The 21,368-nt window shown below is 64.2% G+C and carries 20 protein-coding genes, 1 tRNA gene and 2 rRNA genes; 21 read left to right on the forward strand and 2 right to left on the reverse strand.

Annotated elements, in window-relative coordinates:
• From ACOQFP_RS01485 to ACOQFP_RS01585, 21 genes are all read left to right on the forward strand, one after another.
• Positions 1-98: ribosomal RNA gene (locus tag ACOQFP_RS01485) — 23S ribosomal RNA — on the forward strand; the annotation flags it as partial.
• A 155-nt stretch (positions 99-253) separates the two neighbouring features.
• Positions 254-370 (forward strand): 5S ribosomal RNA (gene rrf, locus ACOQFP_RS01490).
• Between the two features lie 72 nt (positions 371-442).
• Positions 443-1,324, forward strand: a complete 882-nt coding sequence (locus ACOQFP_RS01495; RefSeq protein WP_421583217.1) for a hypothetical protein — start codon at positions 443-445, stop codon at positions 1,322-1,324.
• On the forward strand, positions 1,321-2,310 hold the full coding sequence (locus ACOQFP_RS01500) for an HAD-IIA family hydrolase (protein WP_341245012.1): 990 nt from the start codon (positions 1,321-1,323) through the stop codon (positions 2,308-2,310). The genes ACOQFP_RS01495 and ACOQFP_RS01500 overlap by 4 nt, the downstream gene beginning before the upstream one ends.
• A gap of 64 nt (positions 2,311-2,374) precedes the next feature.
• Positions 2,375-2,617, forward strand: coding sequence for a hypothetical protein (locus ACOQFP_RS01505; RefSeq protein ID WP_421583218.1), 243 nt, complete (start codon positions 2,375-2,377; stop codon positions 2,615-2,617).
• Between the two features lies 1 nt (position 2,618).
• Positions 2,619-3,440, forward strand: a complete 822-nt coding sequence (locus tag ACOQFP_RS01510; RefSeq protein WP_421583219.1) for a TlyA family RNA methyltransferase — start codon at positions 2,619-2,621, stop codon at positions 3,438-3,440.
• On the forward strand, positions 3,437-4,402 hold the full coding sequence (locus ACOQFP_RS01515; protein ID WP_206488647.1) for an NAD kinase: 966 nt from the start codon (positions 3,437-3,439) through the stop codon (positions 4,400-4,402). The genes ACOQFP_RS01510 and ACOQFP_RS01515 overlap by 4 nt, the downstream gene beginning before the upstream one ends.
• A 2-nt stretch (positions 4,403-4,404) precedes the next feature.
• Positions 4,405-6,174 carry a DNA repair protein RecN gene (gene recN, locus ACOQFP_RS01520; protein WP_421583220.1) on the forward strand — a complete coding sequence of 590 codons (1,770 nt, stop codon included), beginning with the start codon at positions 4,405-4,407 and terminating at the stop codon, positions 6,172-6,174.
• An 84-nt stretch (positions 6,175-6,258) separates the two neighbouring features.
• Positions 6,259-7,443, forward strand: a complete 1,185-nt coding sequence (gene steA, locus ACOQFP_RS01525) for a putative cytokinetic ring protein SteA (protein ID WP_421583221.1) — start codon at positions 6,259-6,261, stop codon at positions 7,441-7,443.
• Positions 7,440-8,387 (forward strand): copper transporter, encoded by a 948-nt coding sequence (locus ACOQFP_RS01530; RefSeq protein WP_421583222.1) that lies wholly within the window; start codon positions 7,440-7,442, stop codon positions 8,385-8,387. The genes steA and ACOQFP_RS01530 overlap by 4 nt, the downstream gene beginning before the upstream one ends.
• A 150-nt stretch (positions 8,388-8,537) precedes the next feature.
• Positions 8,538-10,271, forward strand: coding sequence for a CTP synthase (locus ACOQFP_RS01535; protein ID WP_206488643.1), 1,734 nt, complete (start codon positions 8,538-8,540; stop codon positions 10,269-10,271).
• On the forward strand, positions 10,268-10,900 hold the full coding sequence (locus ACOQFP_RS01540; RefSeq protein ID WP_421583223.1) for an NUDIX domain-containing protein: 633 nt from the start codon (positions 10,268-10,270) through the stop codon (positions 10,898-10,900). Before ACOQFP_RS01535 ends, ACOQFP_RS01540 begins: the two co-directional genes overlap by 4 nt.
• A gap of 5 nt (positions 10,901-10,905) precedes the next feature.
• Positions 10,906-11,820: a site-specific tyrosine recombinase XerD gene (xerD, locus tag ACOQFP_RS01545; RefSeq protein WP_421583224.1), complete on the forward strand. Its 915-nt coding sequence runs from the start codon at positions 10,906-10,908 to the stop codon at positions 11,818-11,820.
• Positions 11,821-11,930: 110 nt separating this feature from the next.
• Positions 11,931-12,893 (forward strand): ParA family protein, encoded by a 963-nt coding sequence (locus tag ACOQFP_RS01550; RefSeq protein ID WP_421583225.1) that lies wholly within the window; start codon positions 11,931-11,933, stop codon positions 12,891-12,893.
• Positions 12,890-13,726, forward strand: a complete 837-nt coding sequence (locus tag ACOQFP_RS01555; protein WP_421583226.1) for a segregation and condensation protein A — start codon at positions 12,890-12,892, stop codon at positions 13,724-13,726. The genes ACOQFP_RS01550 and ACOQFP_RS01555 overlap by 4 nt, the downstream gene beginning before the upstream one ends.
• Positions 13,723-14,424 (forward strand): SMC-Scp complex subunit ScpB, encoded by a 702-nt coding sequence (scpB, locus tag ACOQFP_RS01560; protein WP_421583227.1) that lies wholly within the window; start codon positions 13,723-13,725, stop codon positions 14,422-14,424. Before ACOQFP_RS01555 ends, scpB begins: the two co-directional genes overlap by 4 nt.
• Before the next feature lie 9 nt (positions 14,425-14,433).
• Positions 14,434-15,600 carry a pseudouridine synthase gene (locus ACOQFP_RS01565; RefSeq protein WP_421583228.1) on the forward strand — a complete coding sequence of 389 codons (1,167 nt, stop codon included), beginning with the start codon at positions 14,434-14,436 and terminating at the stop codon, positions 15,598-15,600.
• Positions 15,600-16,283 carry a (d)CMP kinase gene (cmk, locus tag ACOQFP_RS01570; RefSeq protein WP_206488637.1) on the forward strand — a complete coding sequence of 228 codons (684 nt, stop codon included), beginning with the start codon at positions 15,600-15,602 and terminating at the stop codon, positions 16,281-16,283. Before ACOQFP_RS01565 ends, cmk begins: the two co-directional genes overlap by 1 nt.
• Positions 16,280-17,728, forward strand: coding sequence for a ribosome biogenesis GTPase Der (gene der, locus ACOQFP_RS01575; RefSeq protein ID WP_206488636.1), 1,449 nt, complete (start codon positions 16,280-16,282; stop codon positions 17,726-17,728). Before cmk ends, der begins: the two co-directional genes overlap by 4 nt.
• 85 nt (positions 17,729-17,813) lie before the next feature.
• A tRNA-Pro gene (locus ACOQFP_RS01580) sits at positions 17,814-17,887 on the forward strand.
• Between the two features lie 475 nt (positions 17,888-18,362).
• On the forward strand, positions 18,363-18,854 hold the full coding sequence (locus ACOQFP_RS01585; RefSeq protein WP_421583229.1) for a hypothetical protein: 492 nt from the start codon (positions 18,363-18,365) through the stop codon (positions 18,852-18,854).
• Positions 18,855-18,931: 77 nt separating this feature from the next.
• Here the strand turns inward: ACOQFP_RS01585 and istB are convergent, their stop codons facing one another.
• Positions 18,932-19,687, reverse strand: a complete 756-nt coding sequence (gene istB / locus ACOQFP_RS01590) for an IS21-like element helper ATPase IstB (protein WP_421583230.1) — start codon at positions 19,685-19,687, stop codon at positions 18,932-18,934.
• 58 nt (positions 19,688-19,745) lie between these two features.
• Positions 19,746-21,290: an IS21 family transposase gene (istA, locus tag ACOQFP_RS01595; RefSeq protein WP_421583231.1), complete on the reverse strand. Its 1,545-nt coding sequence runs from the start codon at positions 21,288-21,290 to the stop codon at positions 19,746-19,748.
• Between the last annotated feature and the right edge of the window lie 78 nt (positions 21,291-21,368).

Below are 21,368 nucleotides of genomic sequence, written 5' to 3' on the forward strand. Positions count from 1 at the left end.
GGTAAGGCCCCCGGCAGACCACCGGGTTGATAGGCCAGAACTGGAAGTACAGCAATGTATGCAGGTGACTGGTACTAATAGGCCGAGGACTTACCACAAAGAAGCTACGCGTCCACTGTGCAATATCTGAAACAACACACGAGTTGTTCGACAAACACAATCGAATACAGAACCCGCACCATCACCACACACCCGAACAGGTGTCGACATGATGGACAACGGTTCGCTCGTGACCTGCATTGTTTCGCAGAGTTACGGCGGCCATAGCGGAGGGGAAACGCCCGGACCCATTCCGAACCCGGAAGCTAAGCCCTCCAGCGCCGATGGTACTGCACTCGACAGGGTGTGGGAGAGTAGGACACCGCCGAACACCCGTTGTAAGAAGGGGACCCACTTGGTGGGTCCCCTTTTTGCGTTTTACCCGATAGTCGAAAGGACGCCCGTGTCGGAAGACAACAACGATCGTCGCTCCGTCCGTGGGGACCGCGGCAACCGCCCGAGCGAATCGCGCGATCGCAACCCGCGCTCTCAGGATCGTCGCGGCGACGCTCGTCGTTCGGATGGCCCACCCCGCCGTCGTGGCGGAGAAGGCGGGTTCTCCGGGAACCGTCGTGGAAACAGCACTTCCTCGGACCGTCGACCACCCCGTCCCGATGAGCCCGATCTTCCCGACGACGTCGAGGCGGGCGAGCTGGAGCCGGCAGTTCGTCGAGATCTGCTGAGCCTGGACAAGAACAACGCAGCCGCCGTCGCCCGGCACCTCGTGATGACCAGCCGGCTGCTCGACGATGATCCTCAGCTGGCGCTGCTGCACGCACGCGCAGCTCGTCAGCGCGCAGGCCGTATTGCCGTCGTGCGTGAGACCGCGGGTATCGCGGCGTACCACGCAGGGGAATGGGCGGAAGCTCTGTCCGAGCTGCGTGCCGCCCGCCGAATGGCTGGTGGCCCAGGATTGATTGCGGTGATGGCCGACTGCGAACGTGGGCTCGGTCGTCCCGAGCGCGCCATCGAGCTCGGTCGTAGCGACGAGGCACGTGAACTGACCGGTGAGCAAGCGTCGGAGCTGCGCATCGTTGTCGCGGGAGCGCGCATGGACCTCGACCAATACGACCAAGCCGTCGTGACGCTGCAGACTCCCGATCTCGACGCTTCACGCTCGGGAACCGCAGCAGCTCGGCTCTTCTACGTCTACGCCGATGCGCTGGTAGCGGCCGGTCGCGTCGACGAGGGCGTGAAGTGGTTCCTCAATGCCGCAGCAGCCGATGTCGATGGTGAGACCGACGCCGAAGAGCGAGTCGAGGAGCTGTCCGGAGGCAGCCAGTGACGTTGCTGCGCGACGCACACGATGTGCTGCTGCTGGATCTCGACGGCACCGTCTACGCCGGTAAGGACCCCATTCCAGGAGCCGTCGAGGCGCTGTCCGGTGGTTCCGAAAAGCAGTACTTCGTGACCAACAACGCGAGCCGGGCCCCCGAGGACGTTGCCGAACATCTTCGCGGTCTCGGCTTCGATACCTCTGCAGAGTTCGTGGTCACCAGCTCCGAGGCAGCCGCTCGGGTGCTTGCGGACCGGTTGGATTCGGGTGCTCCCGTACTCGTCGTCGGCACCGATGCACTGGCCGACGAGATCGCCAAGGTCGGTCTGGAGCCCGTCAGATCAGCTGACGACAATCCTGTCGCCGTGGTTCAGGGGCATTCGGTCGAGACCGGGTGGGCGATACTTGCCGAGGCCGTACTCGCCATCCGTGCGGGTGCGCTGTGGGTGGCGACCAACATCGACGCCACCCTGCCCACCGAGCGTGGACTTGTTCTGGGCAACGGTTCGATGGTCGCAGCGGTTCGCAATGCCACCGACATCGAGCCGGTCGTGGCAGGAAAGCCGGCGGCACCGATCATGCAGGATGCCATCGAACGCAGCGGCGCGCGCTCGGCCTTGGTCGTCGGGGACCGCCTCGACACCGATATCGCAGGCGCGAACGAGACACAGCTACCCTCGCTGCTGGTGTTGACCGGCGTCAGTACGGCGGCCGAGTTGTTGCGCGCTCCTGAGCACCTACGACCCACCCACATCGGCTACGACCTGGATGTGTTGAACCGGCCCGAGGACGCCTCCCGCGTCGGCGTCAAAGACGGGTGGACGGTGGCGATCGACGACGCGGTGCTGTCGGTGCGATTCGACGGTGATTCGGAACCCGATGCGCTCGACGGTGCTCTCGCCGTGCTGCACGTTGCCTGGTCGGGCTCTGATTTTTCCGAGGTTCGCTTCGAGGGCGATCGGCTCGGGGATCTACGCTCGCTGCTCGGGTGCTGACGCCGCGTCCGGACGGCGGCGGCGATCGGGCGTTCGTCGTACCCATCCGATAGCGTGAGGGGCGATGAGCGCGTCGATTCCACTACCAGGGCAGCACCGGCCGAGCAGTGCCGGCGATGAGTCGTCGGCAGATCCTGACAGTATCCGAGCCGAGGTCAATGCACTGCTGAATCAGCTCACGATCGGCAAGGCAAGCGAAGCCGAGGTCGAGGCAGTCGATTCGGACGCCTTGTCGCGGGACGCCAGTCTGCTGGACCGGGCACACGAGGTTCTCGTTCGTGCCCTGACCACCGTCGACAAGACCTGACGTGGCACGTCGCGCTCGGGTCGATGCCGAGCTTGTTCGTCGTGGACTGGCGAGATCTCGGGAGCACGCCTCGGAGCTGATCGAGGCAGGTCGGGTGAAAATTGCCGGAACGGTGGCGTCCAAGCCTGCCACGGCGGTGGAGCCGGGGACGCCGCTGTTGGTGGCCGAAGAGGACAACGAGATCAGCTGGGCGTCCCGCGGTGCCCACAAACTACTCGGTGCGCTCGATGCTTTCGAGCCGCTCGGACTCACCGTCGAACATGCTCGTTGCCTCGATGCGGGAGCGTCCACCGGTGGATTCACCGACGTTCTTCTCAGTCGAGGCGTACGGGAAGTGGTGGCCGTCGATGTCGGATACGGGCAGCTGGTGTGGCGGCTGCAGTCCGACGATCGGGTGCACGTCGTCGACCGCACCAACGTCAGGTCCATCGACGCGAACACGATCGGGGGGCCGGTCGAGGTGATCGTCGCCGACCTGTCGTTCATCTCCTTGAAGCTCGTTCTTCCCGCATTCGTCGCGTGCTCGAAGCCGGGCACCAACATGGTGTTGATGGTCAAACCTCAGTTCGAGGTCGGCAAGGATCGGGTGGGCTCCGGTGGAGTGGTGCGAGATCCTGCACTGCGCGCCGAGGCGGTCGAAGATGTCGCGAACGCGGCCGTCGCGTTGAACCTCGTGGTTCGGGCGGTCGCAGCAAGCCCACTGCCGGGACCTTCGGGCAACGTCGAGTACTTTTTGTGGCTGAGTGCAGGTGCGGACGACGCTTCACCGCGCCCCGACATCCCGGAACTTGTCCGGCTCGCGATCGAGGAAGGACCACAGTGACTCCGTCCCACGCATCACCGGAACTGGAGTCGATTCGAGAAATACTTCTCGTCGCTCATCCCGGCAGGCCGGATATCGCCGAGACCGCACGGCGAGTGGGCAAGGTGTTCGACGAAGCAGGGATCTGCCTCCGTGTGCTCGTGGACGAGGTGGAGCCCTCCAAGATCGAGGCCTCGGATTCGCAGGAGCACGATCACGTGTTCGTTGCCGACATGAAGCTCAACGTCGTGGAATTCGGTCCCGACGCGGCGGTGGGCTGCGAGATGGTTCTGGTTCTCGGTGGTGACGGAACATTCCTGCGGGCAGCCGAGCTCGCGCAGGCGGCGGCGATCCCAGTTCTCGGTATCAACCTCGGACACGTCGGATTTCTCGCCGAGGCAGAGGCCGATCATCTCGAGGACGCTCTGGCGCGGGTAATTGCAGGCGATTACCGCATCGAGCGTCGGATGACCTTGGACATCGCGATTCGTGTCGGCGATCAGGTGGTCGAACGCGGTTGGGCTCTCAACGAGGCGAGCATCGAGAACGGGTCTCGGCTCGGAGTGCTCGAGGTGGTACTCGAAGTGGACGGACGGCCGGTCTCGGCGTTCGGCTGCGACGGTGTGCTGATCTCGACCCCGACGGGGTCGACGGCGTACGCCTTCTCGGCCGGAGGGCCGGTGGTGTGGCCGGAGCTCGAAGCCATCCTGGTTATTCCGAGTAATGCGCATGCGCTGTTCGCCCGACCGCTGGTGACGAGCCCGGAATCGATAGTCGCAGTCGAGATCGATGCCGGTGGACATGCGGGATTCGTATTCTGCGACGGCAGGCGAACACTGAGTCTGCCTGCCGGTGCTCGGGTGGAGGTGGTGCGGGGCGCATCGCCGATCAAATGGGTACGGCTCGACTCGGCACCGTTCGCCGATCGCATGGTCAAGAAATTCGAACTGCCCGTCACCGGGTGGCGGGGGAGAGCGAGGTAGGCATGCTCGAAGAGATTCGGATCGACAGCCTCGGAGTCATCTCCGGCGCCAGCGCACAGTTTCACGAGGGCTTGACCGTTCTCACCGGCGAAACCGGTGCAGGCAAGACCATGGTGGTCACCAGCTTGCACCTGCTCTCGGGTGCGCGCGCCGACGCGGGCCGGGTTCGGCTCGGCGCGCAACGCGCCGTGGTCGAGGGGCGATTCAGCACCGACACCGCCTCGGAACAGGTGATCGAGGACGTCGACAAGGTACTCGAATCCTCGGGTGGGCAACGCGATGAGGACAATTCGATCATTGCCGTGCGAACGGTCAACTCGGACGGTCGTTCTCGGGCTCATCTCGGTGGACGAAGCGTGCCCGCGTCCGTGCTGTCGAACTTCACCGACACGTTGCTGACTGTGCACGGTCAAAACGACCAACTGCGTTTGCTCCGTCCGGACCAGCAACTCGGGGCGCTCGACCGGTTCGCCGGAGATTCGGTGGCAGCACTGGTCGCCAAGTACCGTACTGCTCGCAAGACGTGGCTCGATGCACGCAACGAGCTGATCGACCGCACCGAACGAAGTCGCGAATTGGCCCAGGAAGCCGATCGTCTCCAGTTCGGCCTGCAGGAGATCGACGCACTGGCTCCGGAGCCGGGTGAGGATCGATCCGTCGCCGAGGATGTGCGTCGGCTGGGGGACCTCGACTCGTTGCGCGAGACCGCAGAAGGCGCAGCGGCCGCATTGGTCGGAAGTACCGAGGAGGCGTCGGACACGATGTCCGCGCTGTATCTGTTGGGTGAGGCACGCTCTCGCCTCGAACACGCCGACGATGCGGCCCTCACCGAACTGCTGCCACGACTGAACGACGCGATGGCGATCGTGGGCGATGTCGGGGCCGACCTGACCTCATATCTGACCGATCTGCCGTCCGACCCGGGTGCTCTCGACACGATCCTGAACCGGCAGGCCGAGTTGAAGTCGTTGACGCGCAAGTACGCGGCCGATGTCGACGGTGTGATCGCATGGGCCGAGGACGCGCGCGAGCGACTCTCCCGCATCGATACCTCCGCCGACGCGCTCGCCCAGTTGAGTGCCGAAGTCGAGGCGGCCGCAGTCGATGTCGCCGGGGCGGCGACGAAGCTCAGTGCAGCCAGGGCGAAGGCGTCGGCGAAACTCGCGAAGGCAGTCAGCGTCGAGCTGGCTGGTTTGGCGATGGGGAAGGCCAAGCTGCAGATCGACGTGCGTGCGCTGCCGGCAGGCCCGTCCGATTCGGCTCCGATCGTGGTCGACGGAGTCGAGCTGCACGCGGGCAGCAACGGGGTCGACGAGGTCGAGTTCCGTCTCTCTGCCCACGAGGGTGCCCAGGCTCTGCCGATCAGCAAGAGCGCGTCCGGCGGCGAGCTGTCGCGGGTGATGCTGGCCCTCGAGGTGGTGTTGGCGGGCTCGGAAAAGGGCGCGACCATGGTGTTCGACGAGGTCGACGCGGGCGTGGGTGGCCGCGCTGCCGTCGAGGTCGGTCGACGGCTGGGACGGTTGGCTCGCACTCATCAGGTCATCGTGGTCACGCACTTGCCGCAGGTAGCGGCGTTTGCCGATACGCACCTGGTCGTCGACAAGACAGACGCGAAGAAGGGTGCGGCGAACAGCGGTGTCCGAACATTGTCGTCGTCGGAACGCGTCGTGGAGCTCGCACGAATGCTGGCCGGTCTGGACGACACCGAGACCGGTCGGGCGCACGCAGAAGAGCTGTTGGCCACCGCACATGCGGACCGAGCCGCCCTGTAACTTTTGGTGCTGATGTGATCAGTGTGGTAGTTGTTTCGGCGCGCCTCCATCGTCGTGCGTGTCCATCGGGTCATCATGGTCGACATGAAGATGCCGGCTCTGCTGTCACGTAGCCAGGATTCGCTGCCCGGAATCACCGGGATCGCGCGAGTCGATCGCAACACGGCCAAGCTGCTCAAACGGGTCGGACCGGGTGACATCGTCGTACTCGACGAGCTCGACCTGGACCGACTGACCGCGGACGCGCTCGTCGAGGCAGGTGTCCTCGCGGTGGTCAATGCGTCGCCGTCGATTTCCGGGCGATATCCCAACCTCGGTCCCGAGGCCATCGTGGCCAACGGGATCACCTTGATCGACTCGGCCGGCACCGAGATCTTCAAGAAGATCAAGGACGGCTCCAAGGTTCGGCTCAACGACGGTGGCGTCTACACCGGTGATCGGCGCCTCGCAAAAGGCGAAGAGCAGAGCGAAGCCGAGATCTCGGACAAGATGATCGAGGCCAAGACCGGACTCGTCGATCACCTGGAAGCATTCTCGGGCAACACGATCGAGTTCATCAGGACCGAGAGCCCATTGCTGATCGACGGCGTCGGAGTGCCAGACATCGACATCGATCTCGAGGGTCGGCACGTCGTCATCGTCGCCGACGGACCCGGCCACGCCGAGGATCTGAAGAACCTCAAGCCCTTCATCAAGGAGTATTCGCCCGTCATCATCGGGGTTGGGGCAGGTGCCGATACCGCGATGAAGGCCGGTCATCGACCCGATCTGATCGTCGGCGATCCCGAGGACATCACTGCACAGACGCTCAAATGCGGTGCAGAGGTGGTACTTCCGGCCGATTCGGACGGTCATGCCCAAGGTCTAGAGCGCATCCAGGATCTCGGTATCGGTGCCATGACGTTCCCGGCCACCGGCGCTGCCGCCGATCTTGCCCTGCTGTTGGCGGATCATCACGGGGCCTCGCTGATCGTGTCGGTCGGTAGCCCGGCCAGCCTCGACGAGTTCTTCGATCGTGGTCGACGCAACACCAATCCCGCCGCGTTCATGACGCGTCTGAAGGTAGGTGCCAAACTGGTCGACGCCAAGGCAGTGGCAACGCTGTACCGAAGCCGGGTTTCCGGCGGTGCGATCGCTCTGCTGATCCTGGCCGCACTGGTCGCCGTCATCGTGGCGTTGGCTGTGTCCAATATCGGTGGTGAAGGATTGGATTGGGCGATCGACCTGTGGAATCGGTTCGCGCTATGGTTCCAGGGGTTGCTTCCGTGATTTCGCTTCGCCAACATGCCATTTCGCTGGCAGCAGTTTTCGTTGCGCTGGCCATCGGTATCGTGCTCGGATCGGGTCTGCTGTCGAGCGGACTGGTATCGGGGCTACGTGACGACAAGTCCGGTCTCGAAACGCAGGTCGATGATCTTCAGGCGACGAACAATCGACTCGGCGAGCAGCTCAACTCGGCCGACGGCTTCGATGCCGCGGTGGCGGGCCGGGTATTACGAGATACGTTGGTCGATCGCAGCGTGGTGGTCATCACCACCCCGGATGCCGATCCCAGTGATGTGGACGGGGTTACGCGCTCCATCGACGCGTCGGGCGCCAGCGTCACCGGCCGTGTCTCACTGACCGACTCGTTCGTCTCTGCCGCGAACGGTGACGATCTGCGTACTCGCCTCACCAACGTCATTCCCGCTGGTGTGCAGTTACGCACCGGTGCCGTCGATCAAGGCAGTCTGGCAGGCGACCTGCTGGGTTCGGTGCTGCTGCTCAACGCAGAGACCGCACAACCGCAGTCCACTCCCGAGGAGCTGTCATTGGCTTTGGAGACACTGCGCAGTGGCGGGTTCATCGCCTACGACAACGGCGCTGTCTCCCCGGCTCAGCTGGCGGTGGTCATCACCGGTTCCGGTGCCTCGGACGTCGAGGACGGCAATCGCGGTGCCATCGTGGCGCGCTTCGCCGGTGCTCTCGATGCACGGGGAGCCGGGGCAGTGCTGGCGGGCAGGTCCGGAGCCGCCGAGGGCAACGGACCGATCGCCGTCGTGCGAGCCGACTCCGCTCTGTCGTCCTCGCTCAGCACGGTCGACAACGTCGATCGTGAAGCCGGACGGATCACCACGGTTCTCGCTCTCGCCGAGCAACTGGACGGGACGTCGGGCCGATACGGCACCGGAGCCAACGCGAACGCGGTGACCGTGGGAGCGCCTGCGAGCTGACCGGCGCAAGAACGAGCGTGTCGTTGGCGGTGAGGTACGTACTGGTGTTACCGTGAAGTCCCGTGGGTAGCAGGCCCAATTTCCACGCTTCACCTCTCTTATCAGCCCCCTGATAGGAGCAAGCCCTGCAGACTCGTCACGGGAGCCTCATTGTCACGCCTTCAGTCGCGTTCCGACACCAAGCACATCTTCGTCAGCGGAGGCGTCGCGTCTTCGCTCGGAAAAGGTCTGACGGCGTCCAGCCTCGGCCAGCTACTGACCGCACGCGGACTTCGCGTGACCATGCAGAAGCTCGATCCTTACCTCAATGTAGATCCCGGCACGATGAATCCGTTCCAACACGGTGAAGTGTTCGTCACCGAGGACGGCTCCGAAACCGATCTCGATGTCGGTCATTACGAGCGGTTTCTCGACCGCGATCTGTCGGGATTCGCGAACGTCACCACCGGGCAGGTGTACTCGACGGTCATCGCCAAGGAGCGTCGCGGCGAGTACCTGGGCGATACCGTCCAGGTCATCCCGCACATCACCGACGAGATCAAGCGTCGCATTCTCGCGATGAACGGGCCTGACCTGCAGGGGCATCAGCCGGATGTGGTGATCACCGAAATCGGCGGCACCGTAGGCGATATCGAGTCGCAGCCGTTCCTCGAGGCGGCGCGCCAGGTACGCCACGACGTAGGCCGCAACAACGTCTTCTTCCTGCACGTCTCGCTCGTTCCCTTCCTTGCCCCCTCCGGCGAGCTCAAGACCAAGCCCACCCAGCACTCCGTCGCAGCTCTGCGCAGCATCGGCATTCAGCCCGACGCCTTGATTCTTCGGTGCGATCGGGACGTGTCGCCCGGGCTCAAGAACAAGATCGCGCTCATGTGCGATGTCGACGTCGACGGTTGTATCTCCACCCCCGACGCGCCGTCGATCTACGACATTCCCAAGGTGCTGCACAAAGAGGGCCTGGACGCCTATGTCGTCCGCCAGCTCGGACTGCCGTTCCGCGACGTCGACTGGACCGTCTGGGGCGGACTGCTCGAGCGCGTCCACCAGCCGCGGGAAACCGTGCGGGTCGGTCTGGTCGGCAAATACGTGGACCTGCCCGATGCTTACCTGTCGGTCACCGAGGCGCTGCGGGCCGGTGGGTTCGCTCATCGCGCCAAGGTCGAGATCAAGTGGGTTCCATCGGACGAGTGCGCGACGCAGGCCGGCGCACAGGCCGCCCTCGGCGATGTCGATGCCGTGCTCATTCCCGGTGGCTTCGGTATCCGCGGTATCGAAGGCAAGCTCGGGGCCATCGAGTTCGTCCGTACGCGCAAGATTCCGCTGTTGGGGTTGTGCCTCGGACTGCAGTGTGTCGTCATCGAGGCGGCTCGCTCGGTCGGCCTGAGCGATGCAAATTCTGCCGAGTTCGATCCGGACACCAAGGATCCGGTGATCTCCACGATGGCCGATCAGGAAGATGCCGTCGCCGGTGACGCCGATCTCGGCGGAACCATGCGACTCGGCGCTTATCCGGCGACGCTGCAGAAAGGTTCGGTTGTCGCGGCGTCGTACGGCACCGAGAACGTCTCGGAACGGCACCGTCATCGCTACGAGGTCAACAATGACTACCGCGATCGAATTGCCAAGAGCGGCTTGGTCTTCAGCGGAACCTCACCCGACGGACACTTGGTCGAATTCGTCGAGCTGCCCACCTCGATGCACCCGTTCTTCGTCGCCACCCAGGCACACCCGGAGCTCAAGAGTCGGCCCACTCGGCCGCATCCGTTGTTCGCCTCGTTGATCAACGCGGCGTTGAAGTACAAGGCTGCCGAGCGTCTACCGGTCGATGTGCACGGAGACGCTGCACTGGTCGAGGAGTCGGACGCCGGCGCCGACAGTGTCGGATGAGCGAGGATCGGCACGACTTCACCACCCTCGATTCGACGGTGGTGTACTCCGGTGCCATTCTTGCGCTCCGGCTCGATCAAGTGGCGATGCCGAACGGTCGACGGGCCGAGCGTGAGGTGATCGAGCATCACGGCGCGGTCGGCATTCTGGCCGTCGACGATCAGGATCGGGTCGCGATGATCGAGCAGTACCGCCATCCTGTCGGTCGCCGACTGTGGGAGTTGCCTGCCGGTCTGTTGGACGAGCCGGGGGAGGAGCCGGTGTTTGCCGCTCAGCGCGAACTGGCCGAGGAGACCGGTCTTGCCGCCGGCACCTGGTCTGTGTTGGTGGACGTGATGGCTTCGCCGGGGTTCACCGACGAGGCGGTGCGAATTTTCCTCGCACAAGACCTGACCCGAGTCGATCGACCGGAGGCGCACGACGAGGAAGCCGATATTCGCCTCTCGTTCGTGCCGATGGACGAGGCCGTGCGGCGTGCGCTCGCAGGGGAGATCGTCAACGCGTCCGCCGTATCGGGCATTCTGGCACTCGCTGCGGCCCGCGCCGCCGGTACCGAGCTGCGCCCGGCCGACGCTCCGTGGACCGGTGTGCCCACTGCATTCGAGAAGCGGAAGAGTTCACGAAAGTAGCCGCCGTGATCGGCCAGCAGATTTCGACGTATCTCGACCATCTGGTGGTCGAGCGTGGGTCTGCGCCGAACACGGTGTCCTCGTACCGTCGTGATCTTGCGCGGTACGAGCGATTTCTGAGTGGCTACGGCATCACCGACCTGGCGAAGGTCACCGAGAACGACATCACCGAGTTCGTGCTGTATCTCCGCCGTGGGGACGACGAATTCGCGGCTCTCGCAGCGAGCTCGGCTGCTCGAACATTGATCGCCGTGCGAGGGCTTCATCGATTCGCGCTCGCGGAGGGCATCGTCGAGCGCAACGTCGCCAGTGAGGTCAAGCCGCCACAACCCGCCAAACGGCTGCCCAAGTCACTGCCCATCGATCAGGTCGTGGCACTGCTCGAATCGGCGTCGATCGCCGGGCCCGACGCGCCGCGCGGACTGCGTGATCGGGCGCTGCTGGAATTGCTGTACTCCACCGGAGCTCGAATCTCCGAGGCGGTGGGACTCGATGTGGACGATATCGACACCGAGGCGCGGTCGGTGCTGTTGCGCGGTAAAGGTGGCAAGCATCGAATCGTCCCGGTCGGACGGCCTGCGATCGAGGCGATCGACGGCTACCTCGTGCGCGGGCGACCGGGATTGGTGGCCAGATCGAACCCGGCATTGTTTCTCAACGTGCGGGGCGGCAGGCTTTCTCGACAGAGCGCGTGGCAGGTGCTGCAGGATTCGGCCGAGCGGGCCGGAATAACCTCCGGTGTCTCACCACATGTTCTTCGGCACTCGTTCGCCACCCATCTACTCGACGGCGGTGCCGACGTTCGCGTCGTGCAGGAGCTGTTGGGTCACGCGTCGGTGACGACGACCCAGATCTACACCCTCGTCACCGTGACCACGATGCGTGAGGTGTGGGCGGGCGCGCATCCGCGGGCCCAGTAGCACGAGGTCCACAGCCACGTGTCAGCGTGTCCGATGACAGTGCCGGGCCCGCAGGCGGTAGCGTTTGGGTGAACTACTCGAAGACGAACGGGACAGGGGAGCGCTGGAACGTGTCGACACCGCAGCCGCCAGCGGCGGAGTCAGCCTCCGATCACGCGCATCTCGAGGGCGCGCTCTTTCACACGCGTCAACCGGAATCGAGCCGAGAGTCCCGCGACATCATTCCCGCAGCGAACGAAGTGGGACCGACCGGGCGCAGAACCCGCATGGTTCCAGAGCCACAGCCCTTGGCCAGTCACGGTCCGGCGAAGATCATCGCCATGTGCAACCAGAAGGGTGGCGTCGGCAAGACGACGTCGACCATCAATCTCGGTGCCTCGTTGGCCGGATACGGCCGTCGCGTTCTTCTCGTCGATCTCGACCCGCAGGGAGCATTGTCCGCGGGATTGGGAGTGGCACATCACGAACTCGACCTCACCGTGTACAACCTCCTGGTCGAAGCCAAGGTATCCGCCGACGACGTGTTGATGCGCACCCGAGTCGAGAACCTCGATCTGCTGCCCAGCAACATCGATCTGTCCGCCGCAGAAATTCAACTGGTGACCGAGGTGGGCCGCGAGCAGACACTCGGGCGAGTGCTGCACCCGATTCTCGATCGCTACGACTATGTCCTCGTCGATTGCCAACCGTCTCTCGGTCTGCTGACCGTCAATGCGCTCACGTGCGCCGACGAGGTACTGATTCCGATGGAGTGCGAGTACTTCAGCCTCCGCGGACTGGCGCTGCTCAACGACACCGTCGAGAAGGTGCGTGATCGTCTCAATCCCCGGCTGAAGCTCGCCGGCATCGTGGTGACGATGTTCGATGCGCGCACGCTGCACTCGCGAGAGGTGATGACGCGAGTGGTCGAGGTGTTCGGCGATGTCGTCTACGACACCGTGATCACCCGTACCGTCCGGTTCCCCGAAACCAGTGTCGCTGGTGAACCGATTACCACCTGGGCACCGAAATCCGGCGGCGCGCAGGCGTATCGCGCTCTCGCGCGCGAGGTGATCTACCGGTCGGGGCCGTGACGGTCGACGCAGCCGGCGAGGCTCCGATCGAGGTTGCGGGCGACGCGGATCCGTCGAAATTCCGGGTGCGGTTGCTCAACTTCGAAGGCCCGTTCGATCTGCTGCTCTCGCTGATCAGTCAGCACCGCATGGATGTCACCGAGGTGGCGTTGCACACCGTCACCGACGACTTCATCTCGTTCACCAAATCCCTCGGAGCCGATGTCGGTCTCGATCAAACCACCGAATTCTTGGTGGTGGCGGCAACGTTGCTGGATCTGAAGGCGGCTCGGTTGCTGCCGGCGGGCGATGTCGAGGACGCCGAGGACCTGGCGTTGCTCGAAGTGCGAGATCTGCTCTTCGCGCGGTTGCTGCAGTACCGCGCCTACAAGCAGGTCGCTCAGCTCTTCGGTGAGCTCGAAGCTGCTGCGCTGCGTCGATACCCGCGGTCGGTATCGGTGGAGGACAGGTACGTCGATCTCATTCCGGAGGTGTTGCTCGGCGTCGACCCGGCCCGGTTCGCCGACATCGCCGCAGCGGCCTTCCGGCCCAAGCCGATTCCGCAGGTGGGGCTCGATCACATTCATCAGCACGCGGTCTCGATTCCGGAGCAGGCGGAGTGGCTGCTCGAGAATCTGCAGGGCCGCGGACTCAACGAGTGGGCTTCGTTCTCGGAGTTGGTGCAGGACTGCGAGGTACAGGTCGAAATAATCGCGCGATTCCTGGCGTTGCTGGAACTGTTCCGGCAGCAAGTGATCGCATTCGAGCAACCGGAGCCGCTCGGCGACCTGCGAGTGAGCTGGACCGGTAAGGACGAAGGGCCCATCGTGGTCAACGAAGAGGACTACGCATGAGCACCGACTCGGAACCGAGCGATCCAGAACTCGAGCTCGAGGATGTCGACGGGTCCGAGGATCTGGACGACGCCAGTCTCGCATCGGCACTCGAGGCGGTTCTGTTGATCGTCGACACCCCTGCCTCGGACGAGCAACTCGCCTCGGCCGTGGGGTCCTCGGTAGCGCGCGTGCGCTCGGCGCTGAACGAGATGGCCGCTGGACTCACCGAACGGATGAGCGGAATCGACTTGCGCTACGCCGGTGACGGGTGGCGCTTCTACACCCGAACCGCGTATGCGCCGTACGTCGAACGTCTGCTGCTCGACGGTGCTCGGTCCAAGCTCACACGCGCGGCATTGGAAACCCTGGCCGTCATCGCATATCGTCAACCGTTGACCCGCGCACGAGTCAGCGCCGTGCGTGGAGTCAATGTCGATGGAGTGATGCGTACGTTGCTCGCCCGTGGACTGATCTCCGAAGCAGGAACCGACCCGGAGACGACCGGCACGATGTACTGCACCACCGAGTTGTTTCTCGAACGGCTCGGACTCGCATCGCTCGGTGATCTACCCGAACTGGCACCGCTGTTGCCGGATGTGGACCTGATCGACGAGATCAGTGACAGCATGGACACCGACCCGAGAATGACCCGCTCCACCAAGAACCGCGGATCGACACCCGATCCGGCAGCCGAGCTCGACTCGGACGACCGATAGGTAAGACAAGTGAACAAGCCCGCTCGCCGTGATGGCACACCGGACCGCAACAACAGACAAGACCCACGCAGGAAGCCGACTGCAGGAAGGTCGGACACGCCGCGTGACTCACGCCGCGGAGATCGCACCCGCGACGCCGCGCCGCGTGACGGCGCGCCCCGCGCTGGAGCTCCCCGAGCCGGGGGACCTCGCGCAGGCGCTCCTCGCACCGGCGGCCGACCGGCCCCCCGCAGAGGCGTCGAGAAGCCGGAATCGTTCGAGCACAAACCTGCCGACAACGGCATCAACGACCGTAGCAACGACGCAGTGCCCCGCAAGAAGCCTTCGCGTCCCAAGCCGCCGAAGCCGCAGAAGAAACAGGCTCCCTCGACCACGATCAGCAACGCCAAGCCGGCGAAACACCAGTACACCGACTCCTCGCCCCGCAAGCACGTACCTGCGGGCGAAGGTGTTCGTCTGCAGAAGGTGCTCGCGCAGGCCGGAGTCGCCTCGCGTCGCGCTGCCGAGGAACTGATCGCCGACGGACGTGTCGAGGTCGACGGACGCATCGTCACCGAACAGGGCATTCGCATCGACCCCAACCTCGCGGTGGTCCGGGTCGACGGCACCCGCGTCGTCGTCAAGGAAGAGCTTGTTCATCTTGCGATGAACAAGCCGCGTGGATGGCAGTGCACCATGTCCGACGATCTCGGGCGCCCATGTGTCGGCGACATCGTCTCCGAACGTGTCCAGGCGGGGCAGCGACTGTTTCACGTGGGCCGCCTCGATGCGGACACCGAAGGGCTGTTGCTGTTCACCAACGACGGTGATCTTGCGCACCGGCTGATGCATCCATCGTTCGAGGTCTCCAAGACCTATCTCGCGACGCTGTCCGGCACCATTCCCCGCACGCTGGGCAGGCAGCTGCGTGAGGGCGTCACGCTCGACGACGGCCCGGTGAAGGTCGACGGCTTTGCGCTACTCGATATCTCGGAAGGCAAGTCGCTGGTCAAGGTGACCCTGCACGAGGGACGCAAGCACATCGTGCGTCGGTTGTTCGACAAGGTCGGCTTCCCGGTGGGACGCCTCGTGCGTACCGATGTCGGCAACATCGTCCTCGGCGATCAGCGTCCAGGAACACTGCGTGTGCTCGGTCGCGGCGAGATCGGCAAACTCTACGAATCCGTAGGCCTGTGATGGGTGCGCTCGTGGTGGCCATGGACGGTCCGTCCGGTACCGGCAAGTCCTCGGTCTCGCGGCGTCTCGCCAGTGCGCTCGATGCCAGCTATCTCGACACCGGTGCGATGTATCGCGTCGCGACGGTGTGGGTGCTGCGTTCGGGTGTCGAGCCCACCGACGCTGAAGGGGTCGCGAAAGCTGTTGCCGCACTTCCCCTCGAGATCGGGAAGGATCCACTGTCCGAAACCGTCCTGCTCGACGGTGAAGACGTCAGTGGCGAGATTCGCGGCGAGGCCGTCACCAAAGCAGTGTCCGCGGTATCAGCTGTGCCCGAGGTGCGGACGCTGTTGGTGGACCTGCAGCGCCGGCTGGTGAGCGAGTCACCACGAATTGTGGTGGAGGGCCGCGATATTGGCACCGTTGTGCTACCCGACGCGGAGGTGAAGGTGTTCCTCACCGCCTCCCCGGAAGCGAGGGCGCAGCGTCGCAACAAACAGAACATCGAACAGGGTCGCGCTGACGACTACGAGTCTGTGCTCGCGGACGTGCAGCGCCGCGATCATGCAGATTCGACGAGAGCAGTTTCTCCGCTTCGTCCCGCCGAGGATTCGGTGATCGTCGATACCAGCGAGCTGGATCTCGACGGTGTGATGGAGCGCCTACTGCTCGTGGTGAACGACAGAACTGGAGCAGTGCAGTGAGTGAAGAATTCTTCTCCGGCGCAGCGGAAACCGCGGGCGACGGAATATGGAGCGACGAGGGCGAGTGGGAGTACGTCGACCTGAACGAGGGCGAGGACGGCGAAGCTGCCGTTGCCGTACCGACTCTTGCCGTGGTGGGGCGTCCGAACGTCGGTAAGTCGACGCTCGTCAACCGCATCATCGGACGCCGCGAGGCCGTGGTGGAGGACGTCCCCGGCGTCACCCGCGACCGAGTGTCGTACGAGGCGAACTGGAGTGGTAGACGCTTCCTGGTGCAGGACACCGGTGGGTGGGAGCCCGATGCCAAAGGGCTGCAGCAATCCGTTGCGCGCCAGGCCGAATTGGCGATGAACACCGCCGACGCGATTCTGCTGGTCGTCGACGCCCGAGTCGGTTCGACGACGACGGACGAGGCAGTTGCGCGAGTGTTGCGCCGGTCCAAGACTCCGGTTCTGTTGGTGGCCAACAAGGTCGACGACGGCCGCACCGAGTCCGAGGTTGCCGCTTTGTGGTCGCTCGGGCTGGGGGAGCCGCTCCCGGTTTCCGCAACCCACGGCCGCGGTACCGGTGACCTGTTGGACCGTGTGCTCGAGGCATTGCCCGAGACCCCACGCGAAGGCATCCCCGGTGGGGGACCCAGGCGCGTTGCTCTGGTCGGCAAGCCGAACGTGGGCAAGTCCTCGCTGATCAACAAGCTCTCGGGTGACGAACGCTCGGTGGTGCACGATGTTGCCGGAACCACCGTCGACCCGGTCGACTCGTTGGTCGAATTAGGCGGCAAGACATGGCGATTTGTCGACACCGCCGGGCTGCGTAAGCGCGTCAGCCATGCCAGTGGAGCCGAGTTCTACGCCTCGTTGCGCACCAAGTCTGCGATCGAGGCCGCGGAGGTGGCAATTCTGCTGCTCGATGCCTCCGAGGTGATCTCGGAGCAGGACATGCGCGTGCTGAGCATGGTCGCCGATGCCGGGCGTGCGCTGGTATTGGCGTTCAACAAGTGGGACCTTGTGGACGACGATCGTCGTCAGCAGCTCGAGAAGGAGATCGATCGCGATCTCGCTCGGGTGCCGTGGGCGCAGCGAGTGAACATCTCGGCGCAGACGGGCCGCGCGGTGCAGAAGCTCGTGCCTGCGTTGGAGACGGCTTTGGAGTCGTGGGACAAGCGTGTGCCCACAGGCAGGTTGAACACCTGGCTCAAGGAGGTCGTGGCGGCCACCCCGCCGCCGATGCGCGGCGGACGTCTGCCACGCATCATGTTCGCGACGCAGGCCAGCACCCGTCCGCCGACGTTCGTGCTGTTCACCACCGGCTTCCTCGAGGCCGGGTACCGACGATTCATCGAGCGGCGTCTGCGTGAGGAGTTCAACTTCGACGGCAGCCCCGTGCGCGTCTCGGTTCGTATTCGCGAGAAGCGGGAACGACCGGGCAAGGGCAACAACCGCTGATGTAGTCCGACCCCGCCCCTGAGCAGGCGATTTCCTCTCAGGGGTAGGGCTGGGGTAATCTCAGCAAGCGCCTTTCGAGGCGCGGCGGGCTGTGGCGCAGCTTGGTAGCGCACTTGACTGGGGGTCAAGTGGTCGCAGGTTCAAATCCTGTCAGCCCGACACATAGATGTAGGTCAGATGCGGTTTCGGAGAGATCCGGAGCCGCTTCTTTTGTGTGGGTGCCGCGAGGGTGTCACTATTCGTTCCTAATCGGGTCGACGGCGGCGTTGTCTGTCATCCATGCGCGTCCGCCGCGGTCCGCAAATCGGCACCGGATTGGCGAATGGAGCTAGGCGCACGGATGCGCTTGATTCGGTCAGTTCGCTGTCAAGTACCTATGGAGTCCAGGCGAGTCCGTCACGGCTACCCTATGGACGGCCGCGAGATGTCGGTCCGAGGTTCAGCAGTGAGTCGGGCCGCCGTGACCTACTCGTGGGGACGACTTGCTCGCAGGGGGAGCTGAGAGTGTCACCCGTCGATCGGGGACAACGGCATCTAGCACTCCACTGCCAGCAATGCCCCGACACAGCGCAGTTCATCATCGACCGGTAGCGCCCCGCCCACCGTCGCCCCGAAGTGGCTCTATGCTGCGACAGTGAACGGACGAGAGGCAGGGCTGACTCTGTTCGTGGCCGTGCTGCTCGCCCTCACTGCGTACGGAGTCGCAACTACCCCACAACCCCGCACCGCAGCACATATCGGGTCAGCGGACTCGTTCGTCTGCCCGCTACCGCAGAACGTGAGCGGATCCGCCGACATACCGACTACGGCGAACAGGACTGCGGTTCCACCGAGGCCGGCTCCCGGCACCGTCCCGACCACCTTCACCCCGACCTCGGCGGTCGTCTGCGACACCTTCGCCGGCGACACGGTCGCAGTCGACGGCACCGTCAGCTACTTCGAACGGCACTACAGCGGCGACTTCGGACCGGTAGTCGAAGCCCTGAATGCGCCCTCGGCACGACCGGCCTGGCCAATTTTCTGCGGGACCACCGACGACAGCATGCCGCCGCCGACAGACATGTGGCTGATCGACGCCGACGGCCGTGCAATGGAGCCGACGTATCCGATGTCGACGGTCTCGTAATTCCCCAGGGGTAGTCGTCACGTAATTCCCCATGCTTGGAGCTGCTCAGGTGAGGATATCGGTGACGGGCTCGGTTGTCAGGCGGTCTTGGTTCCGGGTCGTTTGCGGGGTCGGTAGCTCGGTCCGTCCATGAGGACTTGGTGGCTGGTGTTGATCAGTCGATCGAGGAGAGATTCGGCGACGACCGGGTTCGGGAACAGCGGGTACCAGTCTTTCGGCGCCCTGTTGCTCGTCAGGATCAGGGGTTTGCCGGCGATGGCTCGATCTGAGACGAGGTCGTAGAGATCATCGGATTGGGTGGTGGTGTGCTCACGCATCGCGAAGTCGTCGATGATGAGCACGTTCGGCCGGGTGTATTCGCGCATCCGTTGTCCGATGGTGCGGTCGGCATGACCACCGGCGAGGTCGGCAAGCATGCGGGAGCATTTGACGAATCTGATGTCGCCGCCGCGGCGGGCTACTTGATGGCCGAGTGCCTGTGCGACATGGGTTTTCCCGACACCTACCGGTCCGTAGAGGATGACCGACTCGCCCGCGTCGAGCCACCGAAGGGCAGCGAGGTCGCGGAGCATCGCAGCAGGGAGTTTCGGGCTGACGGTGAAGTCGAAGTCCTCGAAGGTGTTGGCCTGCTCGAACTTCGCTCGGCGCACTCGTCGGGTCAGGGCGGCTGATTCTCGGCGGGCGATTTCGTCCTCGCACAGTACTTGCAGGAATTCGAGGTGTCCGAGTTGACCGTCGCGGGTTTGAGCGAGCCGGGCGTCGAGGGTGTCGAGCATCCCGGTGAGTTTGAGGGTTTTCAGTGCGGTCCGCAGGGATGGATCGTGGATGGTCATCGCGGTGTCCTTCGTTTCGAATGTGGTTGCAGTGCAGCAGAAGCAGATGACGGCATGGTCATGCGCTCTGCGCGGTGTCGAACGCGCCGGGGCCGCGGAGAAGCGCCGGCGGCAGTGGTGCCGAGGGTTGATCGTCGGTCCGGTCTCCGTGTTCGGTTCCCGCGACGAGGAGCCCTTTGATGGTGCGGTAACGCACATCATCGAGTTCGAGTGCCCGGGTGCAGGCGGCATCGAGGCGGTCGTCGGGATATTTGTCGCGGAGCCGGATGATCGCCTGGATCGCGCGGAGCCGGTGAATGGCGTTGACCGAGGACAGCTCGTCGATGACTTTCGTTGCACCCGAGCCGATCTGCTCGGCTTGATTGCGGCACCAGGTGACGCTGCGCAGAGTGTGCGCAACCTTGTGCGGTGGGTAGTGCTCGAAGTTCGTCGACCGCCCGGTCAGATGGAGTACGTGGGTGGCGGCGACGGTGTCGTCGTGGAAGACCTGCACGATGTCTCCGGCGGTGCGGACGGTGACCTTCTGCCCGAGCAACCGCCATGGCACCGAGTAGAACGCTTTACCGGCTTTGACGTGGCAGTCCGGTGCGACGGTGCCCACCGAATACTGCACGGTCTCGAACGGGCGCACCGGGAGTGGCGCGAGGGCAGATTGTTCGACTGCCTCGAACATCGACGAGGGTGTCACGCCGTCGAGTGAGCGGTGGCGGTGTTGGCCGTATACCTCTGTGGCCCAATGCAATGCAGCATCCTGCATCTGCTCGAGTGAGGTGAAGTCGCGGCCCGCCCAGAACGAGTCACGAATATAAGGCATGGGTCGCTCCACGCGGGGTTTGTCCTTGGGTTTGCGGGCCCGGGCGGGGTCGATGAGGGTGCCGTAGAAGCTCGCCAGTTCTTGGTAGGCGGGGTTGATCATCGGGTCGTAGAGATCGGGTCGTTCCACACCGGTTTTGAGGTTGTCGCACACCAACCGGGCGGGGACGCCGCCGAAGTACTCGAATGCTGCGACGTGGGAGGCGTTCCACGATGTTTGGTCCATCCGGAACACGGGTTGAATGAAAATCTTCCGTGAGCACGCCAGAATCATGACGAACGCCCACACCGAGATGCGGCGGCCCAGGGCTGGGTCGAACCACATACCGAGCTTGCCGTAATCGATCTGTGCTTCGCTGCCCGGTTCGACAGCCCCGCGTGGGACGGTAACTTTCTCTTCGATCCGTTGCTCCGCGAATGTTGTTGCGATGTAACGTCGTACGGTCGATTCGGAGACATCGACGTGGTGATCGTCGCGTAGACGTTGCGCGATGGTAGCGACCGTGACCGGTACGTCGAGTTGTTCGGTGATCCACTCGCGGTGCGGTGCGATGTGTTCCCACGTCAAGGCGCGGGCCGCGGGATCGGACAGTGCTGGGAACCAGCGGTCGATGCGTTCACGCCAGAGGGGTTCGTCGAACACCTCGCCTGGTGTCGGTTCGATACCGTCACGCACTGCTGGTTGGAGGTACTTGCGGATGGTTTTGCGGTCGATGCCGAGCGCCTGGTGTATCTCGACTTGGGATCGGCCGGCGTTCCAGTGTCGGAACATCTCCATGAGATCGTTCACGGTGAATGACTTCCTTGCCACCTCAGGCCCCTTCCACGAGCCCTTGGTAGGACCCCGTGTCAGGAGCGAACCTGAGCA

Source organism: Rhodococcus sp. MALMAid1271 (genome assembly GCF_049195265.1).
GTDB lineage: Bacteria > Actinomycetota > Actinomycetes > Mycobacteriales > Mycobacteriaceae > Rhodococcoides.

Coding starts and splice junctions, on each gene's coding strand:
- scpB (WP_421583227.1), top strand. CDS start 13,723: ATGAGCACCGACTCGGAACCGAGCGATCCAGAACTCGAGCTCGAGGAT.
- steA (WP_421583221.1), top strand. CDS start 6,259: ATGAAGATGCCGGCTCTGCTGTCACGTAGCCAGGATTCGCTGCCCGGA.
- ACOQFP_RS01505 (WP_421583218.1), top strand. CDS start 2,375: ATGAGCGCGTCGATTCCACTACCAGGGCAGCACCGGCCGAGCAGTGCC.
- cmk (WP_206488637.1), top strand. CDS start 15,600: ATGGGTGCGCTCGTGGTGGCCATGGACGGTCCGTCCGGTACCGGCAAG.
- recN (WP_421583220.1), top strand. CDS start 4,405: ATGCTCGAAGAGATTCGGATCGACAGCCTCGGAGTCATCTCCGGCGCC.
- ACOQFP_RS01540 (WP_421583223.1), top strand. CDS start 10,268: ATGAGCGAGGATCGGCACGACTTCACCACCCTCGATTCGACGGTGGTG.
- istB (WP_421583230.1), bottom strand. CDS start 19,687: ATGACCATCCACGATCCATCCCTGCGGACCGCACTGAAAACCCTCAAA.